General features: G+C 67.3%; 9 protein-coding genes and 1 other annotated feature. Of the genes, 5 read left to right on the forward strand and 4 right to left on the reverse strand.

Annotated elements, in window-relative coordinates; translation table 11 throughout:
- Positions 1–171 precede the first annotated feature (171 nt).
- On the reverse strand, positions 172–420 hold the full coding sequence (locus AB5J62_RS15235) for a hypothetical protein (RefSeq protein ID WP_370948854.1): 249 nt from the start codon (positions 418–420) through the stop codon (positions 172–174).
- A gap of 408 nt (positions 421–828) precedes the next feature.
- On the opposite strand from AB5J62_RS15235, the gene AB5J62_RS15240 reads away from it, so the two are divergent.
- A complete protein-coding gene (locus AB5J62_RS15240) occupies positions 829–1,863 on the forward strand; it encodes a restriction endonuclease (protein WP_370948856.1) in 1,035 nt (344 codons plus the stop codon).
- Between the two features lie 204 nt (positions 1,864–2,067).
- Here the strand turns inward: AB5J62_RS15240 and AB5J62_RS15245 are convergent.
- Together AB5J62_RS15245 and AB5J62_RS15250 are read right to left on the reverse strand one after the other, a co-directional pair.
- Positions 2,068–3,308, reverse strand: a protein-coding gene (locus tag AB5J62_RS15245; RefSeq protein ID WP_370948857.1) for an IS3 family transposase whose coding sequence is annotated in 2 segments (ribosomal slippage) — positions 2,068–3,017 and positions 3,017–3,308 — 1,242 coding nt in all. Because the reading frame shifts where the segments join, the coding sequence is not laid out codon by codon here.
- Positions 2,896–3,024, reverse strand: a sequence feature (AL1L pseudoknot). Its footprint overlaps the gene before it by 129 nt.
- 219 nt (positions 3,309–3,527) lie before the next feature.
- Positions 3,528–4,796, reverse strand: a complete 1,269-nt coding sequence (locus AB5J62_RS15250; protein WP_370948858.1) for a DUF222 domain-containing protein — start codon at positions 4,794–4,796, stop codon at positions 3,528–3,530.
- Between the two features lie 260 nt (positions 4,797–5,056).
- Between AB5J62_RS15250 and AB5J62_RS15255 the strand changes: the two genes are divergently transcribed.
- The 4 genes from AB5J62_RS15255 to AB5J62_RS15270 are packed head-to-tail and all read left to right on the forward strand — an operon-like array spanning position 5,057 to position 13,116.
- Complete coding sequence (locus AB5J62_RS15255; RefSeq protein ID WP_370948859.1) at positions 5,057–5,722, forward strand: IclR family transcriptional regulator; 666 nt, start codon at positions 5,057–5,059, stop codon at positions 5,720–5,722.
- A gap of 43 nt (positions 5,723–5,765) precedes the next feature.
- Positions 5,766–9,026, forward strand: coding sequence for a hypothetical protein (locus AB5J62_RS15260; RefSeq protein ID WP_370948860.1), 3,261 nt, complete (start codon positions 5,766–5,768; stop codon positions 9,024–9,026).
- The gene (locus AB5J62_RS15265; protein WP_370948861.1) at positions 9,026–10,108 is read left to right on the forward strand and encodes a hypothetical protein; all 1,083 of its coding nucleotides are present in this window, start codon (positions 9,026–9,028) and stop codon (positions 10,106–10,108) included. Before AB5J62_RS15260 ends, AB5J62_RS15265 begins: the two co-directional genes overlap by 1 nt.
- A 14-nt stretch (positions 10,109–10,122) precedes the next feature.
- Positions 10,123–13,116 (forward strand): hypothetical protein, encoded by a 2,994-nt coding sequence (locus AB5J62_RS15270; RefSeq protein ID WP_370948862.1) that lies wholly within the window; start codon positions 10,123–10,125, stop codon positions 13,114–13,116.
- A 1-nt stretch (position 13,117) separates the two neighbouring features.
- Here AB5J62_RS15270 and AB5J62_RS15275 read toward each other — a convergent pair whose 3' ends face one another.
- Positions 13,118–14,383, reverse strand: coding sequence for a S8 family serine peptidase (locus tag AB5J62_RS15275; RefSeq protein WP_370948863.1), 1,266 nt, complete (start codon positions 14,381–14,383; stop codon positions 13,118–13,120).
- Positions 14,384–14,385 lie beyond the last annotated feature (2 nt).

Consider the following 14,385-nt stretch of genomic DNA (forward strand, 5'->3'; position numbering starts at 1 on the left):
CGCCTCGCTGCAGACGCTCGGCTCGAACTGTCCGTGACCATGGCCAACGTGTTCGATCTTGGTTTGACTGCCCAGGTAAGACTGCCGGGGCGCGTTCGTCCCGAAGAGACAGGAGCATTCCGTACATGGCAGCGGCTGGTCGGGGTGGGACGAGGCCTGTCCTACCCCCGATCAGCGGTTCACCACTTGCAGCCCATGACCGCCACTCAGCGCCCTGTCTGACCTGATGCTGATCCGGTCGCCCAGCTTGCCGTGGAGGTTGTCCAGACAGTAGGCGGCCGCGCTCGCGGTGGGCCCCCACGACGTGGAGGTGGTTCCACCTGCGGATGCGAGTTGGGCGACCGTCAGCAATACGGCGCCAACCACCACCGTGCCGCCGACGAGCCTGGGCACCCGTCGGGTAACCGCAGTCTTCTGCATGTGCAACTCCGATTCTTTCGAAATGCGAGGAGGTGGCGCAAGCCTAGGAAGGCGAACGACCACCTGCCGCCGAAAATCGGCAGTTTCCGATTGAGACCGAACGATCTTCGGTATTCTGCGCAGGTGCTGGAGCTGGTCAGGTCGGTGGCACGGGTGCGCGGCGAGGATGTTCCGGCGGTGACCTGGTCAGGCGACCTCGCTGGCGTGGTGGACACAGCGGGACGACGAGGTCTGCCACACCGCTCATGGCGATGTAGTGGTCGGGGACCTTCTCTCGAACGGTGCCGGGTGTGCCCAGCGCGAAGTAGACGATGCCGTTCGCTGGCGCGGCCGGGTAATCGCGCCGCCGACGGGCTTGTCGTTCCAGACGTCCTGGTTGCTGGCTGTCGGAGTCGGATAGTCTGTTGCATGCTTACGGTAGCTGCACTTCGCGGATATGTCCTGGAAGAGGTATTGGCCAGGCTGTTGTACTCTAATGGCTACCGACTACTGGTTTCTGCGTATGAAGATTCCGATGAGCTGATCGACGGTGGGCATGGGCTTCTGGTCCGCGGCCGCGGTGCGAACCATCAAGCTGATGTGCTGGGTGACTTGGCATTTTCTGTGCCGTTTTCTTTGCCGATCAGACTCTTTGTCGAAGCCAAGCATTGGAAAAGGCGAGTCGATCTTCCTGAAGTGCGTAACGCGCATGGTGTCATCCATGACGTCAACGAACACTACGCGACTGCCACCGCGCATGCCCGTGCGCTGCCGGTACGTCGACACCTCTACCAGTACGCTCTCTTCTCGGCCAGCGGGTTCACGAAGGATGCGCAGCTTTACGCGCTCGCGCAGCAGATCTCCTTGGTCGACTTGAGTGGTCCTGCGTTCAGACCGTTGCTCGAGGCGACCCGTCGCGCGGCCGACGAATTGATCCGAATCGCCAGAGCGGCCGGCGTCCAGAGCTTTTCCGTCGGGCAGGTTCGCGCCGCGTTCAGGTACGCCTTCGGTAGCTCGAGAGTCGCCGACTACCCGTATCGACGAGATGTCTCGCATGGATCCGAGTTGGATCAGGCGTTCGTCTCGGTCGCGGACGGGCTGCTCGACCATCTCTACCCAGACTTGCTACTGGGATTCCCAGCCGCTCCATTCGTGGTGGTACTGCGACCGGACGATCCGGTGAGGTTCCCTGCCCACCTCCGTAGCCATGGCCCGGATATCAAGGTGACTATCAGGTTCGCGAAACAGGGCTCAGTTGCCGGAGACTGGGTCATCGAGCCCGCGGACGGCTCGGGTGAGTTCAGGCTGCGGTTCGCCATCCCCGGCCTCGTCAAGAACTGGCTGGTCGACGGAGATTCCGCGATGCGTGCCTGGGACTTCAAGGCCGACATGTTGTCGTCGATCGCCGTGTTCCACGACGGACGGCTGATCCGGCTGCTCTTTGAACCTGATCGTCGTGGATGACCGCGTTTCCTCGACCGTTGGCGCGGAGCTGGCGTTCGGAGGTGGCCCAGCTGAGGTGGCAACACGCCCACTGGGCAGGTTCGGTACCTGGACGGGCAGAGACCAAGAAGCCGAATCCGTCTGCTCAGTTCATCTCCGTGCCAGAGTCAGATCTTTGCGTGCCGAAGCTTTGAACCGTCACGGGTAAGGGACCGGCTTCGGGTATCAGACCAGCGCCGGTCGGCGTGGCAGGTGTTGAGCGTAGTAGGCGGTCTCGTACTCGACCGGTGTGAGGTAGTCCAGCCGGGAATGCAAGCGGGCGTTGTTGTACCAGTCGACCCACTCCATCACGGCGTACTCAACCTCGGAGAGGTTCGTGAACGAGCCGTGCCGGTTGACCAGTTCGGTTTTGAACAGCCCGATGATCGATTCCGCCAGTGCGTTGTCATAGGCATCACCGACCGAACCTATGGACGCCGATAACCCTTGCAGTGCAAGAGAATCAGTGAAGGAAACCGACGTGTATTGACTCCCGGCGTCGCTGTGGTGGATCAACCCCGGCTCGACGGGATGCCCGTGGTGATCGCGCCGCCAGAGCGCCATGTTCAGCGCCTTGGACACCAGGGCAGTCGTCTTCGCGCTCGCCGCGGTCCACCCGACGATGGCGCGGGAGTAGACATCGAATACGAACGCGACGTAGGCCCATCCGGTCTGCGTCGACACGTAGGTGAAATCCGCCACCCACGCCAGGTTCGGGCCATCGGCGGTGAAGTCCCGGTTGAGCCGGTCGCCAGCCCGCACGCCGTCTTTGGCGCGGATCGTGGTTCGTGGTGGACGCCCCCGGGTCACTCCCTTCAGGCCCAGGTCTCGCATGATGCGGTCGACGGTGCAGAACGCCACCTGGTGGCCTTGGCGGCGCAGCCAGCGGGTCATTTTCCGGCGCCCGTAGACCGCCTCGGGTGTGTCCTGCGCGTCTCGCAGGGCGTTGGTCAGGTAGGCGTCGGCGATATCCCGCTGCGACGGTGGTAAGCGACGAGCTTTGCGGTAGGTCCTGGGCGCGATCTGGATCCCGTGCGTGGAGAGCACTCGGCAGATCGACTCGACGCCGTGGACCTGGCGGTATTCGTCGATGAACCCGACGATCAGCGGTGTCGCGGGTCGAGTTCCCGCGCGAAAAAAGCCGACGCCAGTTTCAGGATGTCGTTGGCCTGCTTGAGTTCCTTGTTCTCCTTGCGCAGCCGGTCCAGCTCGGCGCGCTCGGCCGTGGCCAGCTCACCGGCCGCCGCGACGGGTGGAGTGTCCTGCTGGAGGGCCTTGACGATCCACACACGCAGTGTCTCCGGATGCACGTCGACCATCGGGCCGATGGCGTGCGCGGCGGCGTAGGCGGATCCGTACTCGTCGAGACGATCCAAAGCCAGACGGACAGCCTTCTCACGGACCTCGGGCGGGTAACGCTTGGGCATGGTGACCATCATCCTCATGAAAGGAAGCGGCCCCCAACCCGTGACGGTTCAACGTTTGGGTTTCCGCCCAATAACCGTTGGGAACACTCACGACTACCGGCCGCCTAGGGCTTGCAGGTCGGCCTGTTCCCGGGGTGATGGTCGCGGCCGCGTTCATGGGTGGGGCCGGGTTTCGGGTTCGAGTGCGCGGCTGGGCTTTGAGCGCGGCCGAGACTCTATTCAGGTGCGGGCGTGCATGGTGTTGCGGCGAGGCGCTCGGGTGGGGTCGATGAACGCTGGTGGAATGAACTCCGGGTGGTTGTCGGTGGCGATGCGGACGTCCCACTGGCTGTGGTGGATCAGTCGGTGGTGTCGGCTGCAGAGCAGCACCAGGTTGCCGATCTTCGTTTCGCCGTGGTGTGCCCAGAAGATGATGTGGTGGGCGGTGCATTGCTGCTGTGGCGCGTCGCAGCCGGGGAAGGCGCAGCCCCGGTCGCGGATGGCCAATGCTCGCCGTTGTGCCGGGGTGGCGAGGCGTTGCTCGCGTCCGACATCTAAGGGCTGGCCGTCCGCTCCGAGAGTGACCGGGATGACTTTGCAGTCACACGCCATCCGGCGGGTCTCAGCGGCGCTGATATCGCCGACCAGGTCCAGGCGGCCTTGCCCGATCCCGGATCGGAGTTCGTCGAGGCTGATGGTGACCACGACATGCACACTGTCCCCGGCTTGGGTGGGGATTTCCGGGTTGAGGATGCCCATCTGCACGAATTCGGTGAACGCGTCGCCCCACCGTTGCCACTGCGACCGGGTATCCCGGCCTTCCTCCTCGGTGGCGGGGCGGGGTTTCGCGAGCGGGTCGAGCAGCGCTTTCAATCGGGCGATGGTGTCGGCGTCGGTTTTGACTTTCAGGCCGTGGGTGCCGTCGCGGTGGGTCACGAACTCCAGCTCCCGCCGAGGAGCCACCGGATCGGGATCTTTCGGCTCACGCCCATCAGGATCGAGCCGATCCCGCAGATTCGCTGCGGCTTTGGTGATCTCCCGCGGCCCCGCCGTACGAGCCAAGTCAACGAGGATGTGTTCCCCGGTCTCGCGGTCCTCTGCCGAGATTGAGGCGGGTAGTCCGGTGAGGGCGGTGATGATCGGATCCAGCTGCGCTGGACCGAGATCACCGCTCAACGCCGCCGCGGCGGCATAGGGCGCCAACGCGGGTATCTGCGCGCCACCGTCGTGGCGGGGGTTGAGGGCGCGGGCTCGTTCCACGCGGGCTTTCGCCTCGGCGGGTTTGATCTGGACCCAGTCGACCAGCATCTGAGCCACCGTCGCATAGCCGGACACATCCCGCACACCACGCGATTCGACCTCAGCCAGGATCTGACCCTGCTCGGCGTCCAGGCGGCGTTTCTCCCTCTCCCGCGCTACGTACGCCATCAGCAGCGCGTCATCCTCGAAGCGCCACCACTCGGGTAGCGCTTGGAGGTCAGGGGTTTGTGTGCTGATCACATACTCCACTTTACTCGTGTTAAGGGGCGCATGCCACTAGCCACTCAACCTTTCTCGCTTTCTTTGGCGCACAACCAGTCCCGAGTGAGCCAAGGTGCCCTCGGTAGAGGCAACCCAGGCAAACCCAGACCCCAGGGCTGTATCAAGACGGGAAGTCGGGACTCCGCAAGAGCGTGGGGTTGCCCAATGGGGCAGACGTGCGCCGGAGGGGTAACGCGAGAAGGTGGCGTGCGGACTTACCCGCAGGGAACGCGAAGCGGAGACTGCTTATGCGGGGTGCGGAGAGCGGCGGTCGTGGTGTTCTGGAGGGCGCCTTCGCGGTGCTGGAGGCACTGTCCACAACGGAGGGCGGCCTTGGGTTGTCGGAGATCTCCAGGCGGGCGGACTTGCCGAAAGCGACTGTGCACCGGTTGCTGGAACAGCTGAGTGAACTTGGTGCGGTCGAGCGGCGGGATCGCCGGTACCGGATCGGGGCGCTTGTGTCGTGGCTTGGGCGGGCGTGGCGGCCGGATCCAGGGTTGAATCTCGCTGCGCGTGGGCCGTCGGAACGGCTGGCGGAAGTGAGCGGTGCGAATGTCGCGCTGTGTGCCAAATTCGGGCCTGAGGTGTACATCTCGTCGATGGTCACGGTTGCCGCTTTGCCTTATGCGCGGCAGCGGGCTGGGACGCCGCTGCCGCCGGGGACCGCTTGTTCGGCCGTGTTGCTCGATGGGGAGTCGGATCGGGTGGTGGTCGATGCGGGGCGGGTCGTGGCCGGGTTGTACTGCGTGGCCGCGCCGGTGAGGGACGAGCAGGGGCGGACTGTGGCCGCGCTCGGGGCCATGACGATGGCTGGGCGTCGGGTCGAGCAGCTGATCGAGCTGGTGCGGGTGGCGGCCGAGGCGACGACCGGTGCGATGGCCGGTCCGGTGAACGGACCGATCGCTTCCTTCTGACGGGCCGTTCGGCAAATCTGTGCGCATTACTTGGGGAGGGTTCATGACCGAGAAGACGCCTGAATTCCTGGTGGGCCCGTCGCCGCTTGTTGCCCGGCGGACGGTGCTGCGGGTGGCCGGTGGTGCCTTGCTGGTGGCGAGTATCGATTTCGCCGCGAACCCTGGCAGTCTGCCCGCCGCTTTCTCCGGTACGCCGACGTTCCGGGCTTCGATTTTGCGGCGTGAGGATCTGCTGACCATTGACTTCGCCGGGTACAACCTGGTGCGGACCAGTGATTCGCATGGCCGGAATCCGCGGTTGGTGCGGCAGCAGGCGGGGGCGGCGTATCTCGTGGCGAGCCTGGCGCCGCAAAGTGTGGGTGAACAGGCGTTCTTCGGCTCGTATCCGGGTGGTGTCGCGCGAGCTGTCCTCAGTGGATCGACCGTTCTCGCGTTCCGGCTGCCGGACAGTACTGAGAGCATTCCGTACCGGCTCGGGGATCTGCTCGACTGGGCCGCGCTTTCGTTGTCGGTCGGCGAGAACGCCAACGGGCCGGGCGAATCGGGTGATTCCGGGCCGACCACCGCGATCGAGGCGCCCTGGCATCTGCTCGTCTCGCCGGACAGCACCGCGACGTGGCAGCACGCGGTCACGCCTGTCACCAAAGGTACCCGCACCGAGTTGTGGCACACCCGGCTCGCGCCGGGCAAGACGATCCGGGCGCTCGGCGATGCCGGCGCTGATCCCGGGTTCGACGTGCCGCTGGATCAGGTCAACCGCGCCAGGATCGTCAAGGCCAGTACGACAGCGGCGGCGGTCGATGTCGACAAGCTGATTCTGAGCCCGCTCGGCGCGCTGATGAACGTGCACGGCGCATGGGCGCAGAACAGCGTGCCCGCGCTGGAGGTCTCGGACTGGAAGCACCGCTCGACGCTCGGCCGCGACCAGTATGTGCGGGTGGTGCTCGCGGGCTATCTGTTCCCGTTCGGGCATCGGGCGTCGCTGATCGAACTGACGGAGCGCAAGGTGGACCAGGGCGCTGCCGTGCTGTTCAAGCGGCGGTTCATCGTGGTGCGGGATCCGGTGCGGGACTTCACCCGCGAGCCGGAGGCCAAGTACGAGAAGAACGCGGGGCGCGGGAATCCACTTCGGACGGTCCGGCTGCTGACGCTGGTCACGCCGGATCTGCCGAACCCGGTGCCGCCCAACATCATCCCGGATCCGCCGCCGGGCAGTAAGTTCCCGTACGCCGACGGCCCGAAGCCGACCGTGTTCTGGGTGCCTTCCGCGGACGCCACGAAACACCTGCGCTTCGCCGTCGAGGCGACGGACGTCGAAGGGCGCACCGTGCGGTTCGACGTGCCGATGATCTGGATGGACGTCAACAGCGCGCGCGGCTATGTCTTCCCCTTCAAGGACTGCGAGCGGAAGCCCGATGACCCGCCCAACCAATTCTGCGACCGGCCCTCCCCGCTGGCCTACCTGAACCAGATCGCGCTGCAGTACCAAAAGCTCGCGTATCAGGCGTTCTACCCGGATCCGAAGCCCGACACGGTGACCCTCGGCGCGAAGGCGGACGTCACGATCGCGTTGAACGGCGCCAAGATCGCCTACGGGCCGCCGTCGGCCGGCCGGGGTGGTGACACGGCGCTGGAGACGTTCAACCTGGTGCTGTCCGCCGAAGTCGCGCAGCGGGAGCCCGACAACGCCTTCAAGAAATTCCTGGCCGACAACGACCTGCCCGCGTTCTACCCGCTCATGCAGGGCAGCTCGGTCCGTCTCGCCGGACCGGAAGCCGTTGCGGGCAAAGCGGTTTCCACCTCGTCGGGGCCGGTCGATCCGCTCACCGGGCAACCCAACGTCGGCGTCCGGATGAACCTGCCGCAGTCGTTCGTCGACAACGGGTTCGACGCCGCCGAAGGCCTCGCCAAGGGCCTGCCGGAGCCACCTGGCGGCTGGAAGAACCTCGGCAGCGTGTTCCTGCAGGCCATCGACCCGGCGGTGCCGGTCGACTTCTCGAAGGCCGCGGACAAGGTCGGCGGTGTCGCGGGCCCGAGCCTGTTCGTCACCGGGCTTTCGCGGGAACTCGGCACTTTCGGCGGCAAGGTCGACGACATCGTCGCGGGCCGGTTCGACCCGAAGACGTTCTTCCAGGCCAACGCCGCCAAGCTGCTCGGCACGCTGAACCTCGCCGACATCCTGCCCGATGTGCCGGCGACCGGCGCGAACTTCAAGCCTGGCCAGGTCGAAGGCGTGCCGAAGATCGTCGACGTGGTCACCTTTCCCGGCGGCGACCGGACCAAGCCGCCGACGGCGAACACCACCACCGTCACCTGGAACCCGAAGCCGAAATCGGCGCTCGACGTGTTCGTCGCCGACGACGGCAAGGGCAAGGACGCGACGTTGTCCTTGCTGGCCACCATCGTCACCGACTTCGCCGTGCCGCAGAACTCGACCTTCTCGATCAACGGCGAGCTGCGGAACTTCCGGATCAAGCTGTTCGGCTCGCAGGAGTTCCTGATCCTGACCTTCACCAGGCTCAGGTTCGTGGTGGACAAGGGTGGCAAGCCGAAGATCGACGTCGACCTCGCGGGCGTCGAGTTCGCCGGGCCGCTGAGTTTCGTCAACGTGGTGCAGCAGTTCCTGTCCACCATCGGCTTGCCGGGACTGGCGATCGACGTCGGTCCCAAGGGGATCGACGCGGGATACACGCTCGCGTTGCCGAACATCGTCGTCGGTGTCTTCGCGTTGCAGAACCTGAGCCTGACCGCCGGGTTGCATCTGCCGTTCGACGACAGCCCGATGCGCGTGCGGTTCGCCTTCTGCAGCCGGGAGAACCCGTTCCTGCTCACCGTATCCCTGTTCGGTGGCGGCGGCTTCCTCGGCGTCGCGCTCGGCACCGACGGGCTGGAGATGATCGAGGCCTCGCTCGAGTTCGGTGGCGCGCTGGCGCTGGACATCGGCATCGCCAGCGGCAGTGTCTCGGTGATGGCGGGCATCTACTTCCGGCTGGAACGCCAGCCAGGCGGGAATCCGCCGGAGCGTATCGAACTCACCGGTTTCCTGCGGATCGACGGGCATTTGACCGTGCTCGGCATCGTCACCATCTCGGCCGAGTTCTACATGGGACTGACCTATTTGGACCCCGGCAAGGCGCAGGGCCGGGCCACGCTGACCGTGAGCGTGTCCATCGCCTGCTTCTCCAAGTCGGTGAGCCTCACCGTGGAGCGCAGGCTCGGCGGCTCCGGCGACCCGCCGTTCGGCGACACGATCTCGTCCGCCGACTGGCGGGCTTACTGCGGCGCGTTCGCGCTGGAGGGATGATGGCGAAACAGACGATCATCTGGACCGTGCTGCCCGTTCGCGGCCCGAGCACCGGCCAGCTCAAGCTCTCGGTCTTCCTGACCTTCCGGCTGACCCCGGACGCGAACCGCACGCTCGGCGCCTTCGGCGACCTGGCCGACTGGGCCGCGGTGCCGATCACCTGGGCGGTCTCGGTCAACGGCACCGAGGTGCCAGCCACCGAGACGTCCACACGCGACACATCTTTGTGGACGAAGGTCTTTCCCGCCTCGACACCGGTCACGCCCTACGGGATGGACACCTTCTCGGACAAGGCGAACCGCTCGTACCCGGTGTCCAAAGTGCACGATTTCGTCAAGCGTGAGTACCGGCAGATCGCGGTCGGCTCGCCCACCGCGCCGGTGCATCTCGACACGCTCGTCGGGCCGCCGGGGCAGCCGGCCGGGCTCGGCAAGATAGGCGGGATCGCGCAGGAAGGCGAAGGCCGTGATACAGCCATCGGCTCACTCGAAGAGAGCTATGTGGAGTCTTCATCGTTGCCCCGCAAGGGAATCGACAACACGCCGATGGACTTCACCATGGCCGACCAGTTCTTCGACCGGCGCCGGACCGAGGCCCCGAAGAACACGGTCGCCGATGTGCCGCCGGTGCCGATGCCGGCGCTCGACTTCCATCAGCTCGTGTCGTCGCTGGGGGAGCACCCGCAGGTGCTGCGCAGGCTCGGCTTGCTGCGCGACCTGGTGTTCACCCCGCCTGCCGGCGTGACGTCGCCCATGAAACTCCAGGTCGTGCCGACGTTCCCGCACGCGCCAGGAGTGTCCACCGAGGACATCCGGCCGATCACGAACGCGGTGACCGAGAACGGGGTCTTCGGGCCGGGCGCGCGAGGCGGCGGGCTGGCGAAGGGCGTGCTCCCGCTCGCCACCGACGACTTCCACACCACGAGCGTCGACGTCGACAGCGCCGCGGCGAAGGTGATCTCCTTCGTCACCGTCGCCAACCGCGTCCAGACGTCCTTGCACCTGCCGAAACCGGCGCCGGGCGAGCCGCCGAAGCCGCCGTCCGCGCCGCTGCCGCCTGGCCAGACGACGCCGCCGAAGTAAGAGGGGACCCCGAGATGGCCGACCTTTCCGTACCCCCGCTGCCGTCGGACGACGTGCCCACCGCGTACACGGTGCCGTCGCTGCGCACGCGCGGGCTCAGTGTGTCCCATGTGGACAGGGCGACCGCGTTCGTGAACGTCGCGAAGCGGTCCGAGCGCCTCAACGCGCTGTATTCGTCGAACGACGTCGGCAACACCGAGGCCGCGCTCGACGCCGACGACACGATCCGCGGTTACGCGGTGGACGTCTGGGACGACGTGAGCCGCAAGTGGCACAGCCTGTGCCGCCGCATCGCGACCTACACGATCCCCGGCACCACGACCACCTTCCAGGTCGAGGACGAGGGCGCGGTGACGCTCGCCGTCACCGGCCCGTCCGATCTCGCGGGCCCCTCGAACGACCAGTACCTGCACGAATCCCTGTTCCACTGGAACGGCTGGAGCCTGGTCGCGCCGCGGCCGGGCAAGATGATCCCGAAGGAGGGCATGCCCGTCGACCCGGCGCCGCAGGCGGGCGGCAGCCCGATCGCGGTGACCTTCCAGGCAAAACCGGGCACGTTGCCGCGCCTGCGTTACGGCCGGACGTATCGGTTCCGCATGCGCGCGATCGACTTGGCAGGCAATGACGTTTCGGGTGGCACCACCGACTTTTCGGACGCCAGCCCGCCTCAGGTGCACCGCCGGTTCGACCCGGTGCCGACACCGGTGATCCTGCTCGCCGCGCCGCGCGGCGCGGGCGAGTCGGTCGAGGAAATGGTGGTGCGCGGCAACTTCGACGCGCCGATCGCGGAGCCCGCGTACCGGCACGTGGTGCCGCCGAAGATCAGCCAGCTGATGGCCGAGGAACACGGCCTCTTCGACGTCAACGGCGGGCTGAGCGTCAACGACTACCAGATGATCGCGCAGCGCGACGCCGCGACCTGGGCGACTCGCGGCGTCGAGGACCCGGCAGGACAAGGCCAGCGGTACTACCCGGATCCGTTGCTGCAGGTGCCTTATCTGCCGGACGTCTTCTCTCGCGGGACGTCTTTCCAAGGCCTGCCAGGCGCTTCGGGCGTGGTGAAGATCGACTTCAACTACCTCAACGCCATTCCCGACCGGCTCGGCCTGATCGGCGGCATCAGCGGCGCGCTCGCGCTCACCTACGGCCTGCTCGGCAGCCTGCTGGGCGTGACCTCGCCCGCCGCGTGGCCGAACGCGCAGCCGTTCAAGATCCGCCTGGTGGAGGGAAACCGCGCGCCGAGCTGGAACGCGCTGCTACGCGTGCTGACCGTCGAGCTGCCGAAGGGGCGGCGCACGGAGGTCGCGTACAGCTCGTACGTGAACTCCGCCGACGCGCCGCAGCTCGGCGTCTGGGGCTGGGTCACCGAAGGCGGCGGCGACGTCTCGGCGCTGAAGACGCTGGTCACCTCCGGCAGGCATTGGATGATCACGCCGAACCGCAAGCTGATCCTGACGCACGCGGTGCGCCAGCCGGTGACGAAACCCGCGTTCGGCACGCTGACCGCGACCCGCTCGCCCGGCCAGAACTTCGCCTCGCTGACCGGCACGGTGACCGTCGACCGGCCCAGCACCGGCAAGCTCGACCTGCGCGGCAGCTGGGTCGAGCAGATCGACGACCTCCGCGCGCCCGGCCCGGTCTCGCCGACGCTTTCCGCTGTGGTGAAACAGGATTCGCTCGGCTACGACGGTCCGGACACGGCGTCGCTGGCCGCGCGGCACGAGTTCGGCGACAGCAAGTACCGGCGCGTCGGATACAGCCTGCTCGGCACGACCAGGTACGCCGAGTACTTCACGAAGACCCGCAAGATCACGTTCATCGGCACGCAAGGCGTGAAGCTGAGCGACGACGGCGTCGTCCCGTCCAGCGACGTCGTCTCACTCGACGCGACCACCTACCGCCAAGGCGCCGACTACGTGATCGACTATCCGACCGGGAACATCGCGCGGATCGCCACCGGCACGATCCCGGCAGGCACCCCGGTGACGGTGCGCTTCGTCGAGCCGCCGATCACCCGGGACGGCGCGGCGGTGAAGTACCTCGACATCCCCGCTTCGGCGCGCCCGGCCGCGCCGAAGGTGTCGTACCTGATCCCGGCGTTCGACTGGGCGTCGGCGAACAGCGGCACGATCTTCAACCCCAAGGTGACGAGCACGCGCCAAGGCGGCGGCCTGCGCGTCTACCTGGAGCGTCCGTGGTTCTCGTCGGGCGACGGCGAGCAGCTCGGCGTGGTCACCTGGGCGGGCTCGGGCGCGCCGGGCGCGCAGTTCGACGGCCTGCTCAGCGAATGGGGCCGCGACCCGATCTGGGTTTCGGCCGCACCGCGCGCGGAACGCCCGGCCAACGGCGACTTCGCGCTCGCGCCCGGCGCGAGGACCGGGCTCACGCTGGCCGAGGTTCCGGGAGCGGCGAGCGTCGGTGTCGCGCCGCACGACGTCGCGTACGACACGACTCGCGGGCTCTGGTACGCCGATCTCCAGGTGGACGCGGGCACGCCGTACTTCCCGTTCATCAGGCTGGCGCTCGCGCGGTACCAGGCGCACGCGCTGCCGGGCTGCGAGCTGTCGCCGGTGGTGCTGGCGGACTTCATCCAGCTCGCGCCCGGCCGGACCGCGTCGGTCACCTGGTCCCTTTTGGACTCCCAGGCGCTGAGTTTCTCCGTCACCGGCCCGGGCTACACCAACGCGGTCGCCGGGACCTCGGGCAGTGGAACGTCCACTGTGTACGCCTCGGTGCAGCAGTACGACCCGGACCTCACCGGCGATCTGGCCTGGGTCGACGTGCCGGGCATGCCGCCGATCGCGTTGACGGCCGCCTCGGCGGGCGGGAACACGTTCACCTGGTCCGGCGCGCTGCGGCTGCCGGGAAACCGGCTGCTGAACCGGTACCGGCTGGTGCTGCGCGAGGTCGAGCAGTACACCGCCGACGCGGGCGACGTCCGCGCGGCGAACTCGGTCACCGGCGCGGCCGGTCAGCGCACGGTGTACGTCGACACGATCCCGCTGTGAATCAGTGGCAGTGGCAGCAGCTCTCCTGACGCGGCGGTTCGCCGTCCGCGCAGGGGAGCAGCACCGGCCCGACGCCCGGTAGCGAGCCCGCCCGTGCCGCGGCGAGCAGCGCGTCCGCGGCCTGGCGGCCGTTCTCACCGGTGCGTGACATGCGCGCGGCGATCAGCCCGGCCACCAGCGGTGTCGAGAACGAAGTGCCGCTCCAGCGCGCCATGCCGGCGAACTCGCGACGCTCACCGGCGTGCGGCGGCTCCTCGCAGACGAAGGTGCCGGTCGCGTAGGCGTTGACGATGTGCTCGCCCGGGGCGTAGACGTCGACCCAGCCGCCGAAGTCGCTGAAGGACGCGCGGGTGCGCCAGTTGGCCGAGAGCGCGCCGACCGAGACCGCCCAGGGAAAGGCGGCCGGCCAGAAGGGACCGCGGTCGCCGTCGTTGCCCGCCGCCGCGACGAGCACGACGCCTTTGTAGTGCCGCAGCCGATTCTGGTAGAAGACCTCGAAGCCGAGCAGCGGCAGGTTGTCCCGGGTCCGGCCGCCCGCGGACAGGCTGATGACGTCGGGCATCTCGTTCAGCGTGGCGTCGAGTCCTTTGACGATCTCCGACTCGAACTGCGCGCCCGCGTTGCGCAGTCCCGCCTCGACGATCACCGTCGACAGTGGCGCCATGCAGCGGACCACGCCCGCGATGAACGTCCCATGTCCGGCGTACGGCTGGATCAAGTTTCCGGGCCCGAACGGGTTCTCGGTATCGCCGGTGACACCCTGAAGCCACGCGTGCTCGGCGGGCGCGGAAGCCAGCAGCCCGGTGTCCACAACGGACACGACGATGCCGTCGCCCGCGTCGCCGGGGCAGCTGCCGGGATCGGGGTCGCAGGCTTGCGTGGACTCCGGTTCGGTGGCCGGACAGCAATGCACGGGAGTGATCGACAGTACGTGATTCGGTGTCGCGACGCCGACACCGAGCCTGGCGTCGACCTCCCGCAGCATCTCGGGCACGTCGGAGCCCTCGACCCAGAGCAGGGTCACCCCGTTCATCATGTTGTCGACCGGTTCGCCGCCGACGATCGCCTGCACCCTGGCCAGATCCTCGTCGCGGACCAGGCAGTGTTCCTTGTGGTACAGGTACTCGACCTCGCCGGTCTCGCGCCAGTTCGACGGCGCGGCGCCGGCCACCCGATTGCGCTCGGGGTCGCTGAGTTTCCGCAGTATCAGGTCGATCTGCGCTTCGAGCCTGGTGCGGCGCGGCGGCGGTTTCTCCTCGGAGGGCACCG

Source organism: Amycolatopsis sp. cg5, assembly GCF_041346955.1.
Classification (GTDB): domain Bacteria; phylum Actinomycetota; class Actinomycetes; order Mycobacteriales; family Pseudonocardiaceae; genus Amycolatopsis.

Bases quoted from the DNA above. Each gene is read 5' to 3' on its own strand.
- AB5J62_RS15255 (WP_370948859.1), top strand. From the start codon at position 5,057: ATGCGGGGTGCGGAGAGCGGCGGTCGTGGTGTTCTGGAGGGCGCCTTC.
- AB5J62_RS15270 (WP_370948862.1), top strand. From the start codon at position 10,123: ATGGCCGACCTTTCCGTACCCCCGCTGCCGTCGGACGACGTGCCCACC.
- AB5J62_RS15265 (WP_370948861.1), top strand. From the start codon at position 9,026: ATGGCGAAACAGACGATCATCTGGACCGTGCTGCCCGTTCGCGGCCCG.
- AB5J62_RS15260 (WP_370948860.1), top strand. From the start codon at position 5,766: ATGACCGAGAAGACGCCTGAATTCCTGGTGGGCCCGTCGCCGCTTGTT.
- AB5J62_RS15240 (WP_370948856.1), top strand. From the start codon at position 829: ATGCTTACGGTAGCTGCACTTCGCGGATATGTCCTGGAAGAGGTATTG.
- AB5J62_RS15235 (WP_370948854.1), bottom strand. From the start codon at position 420: ATGCAGAAGACTGCGGTTACCCGACGGGTGCCCAGGCTCGTCGGCGGC.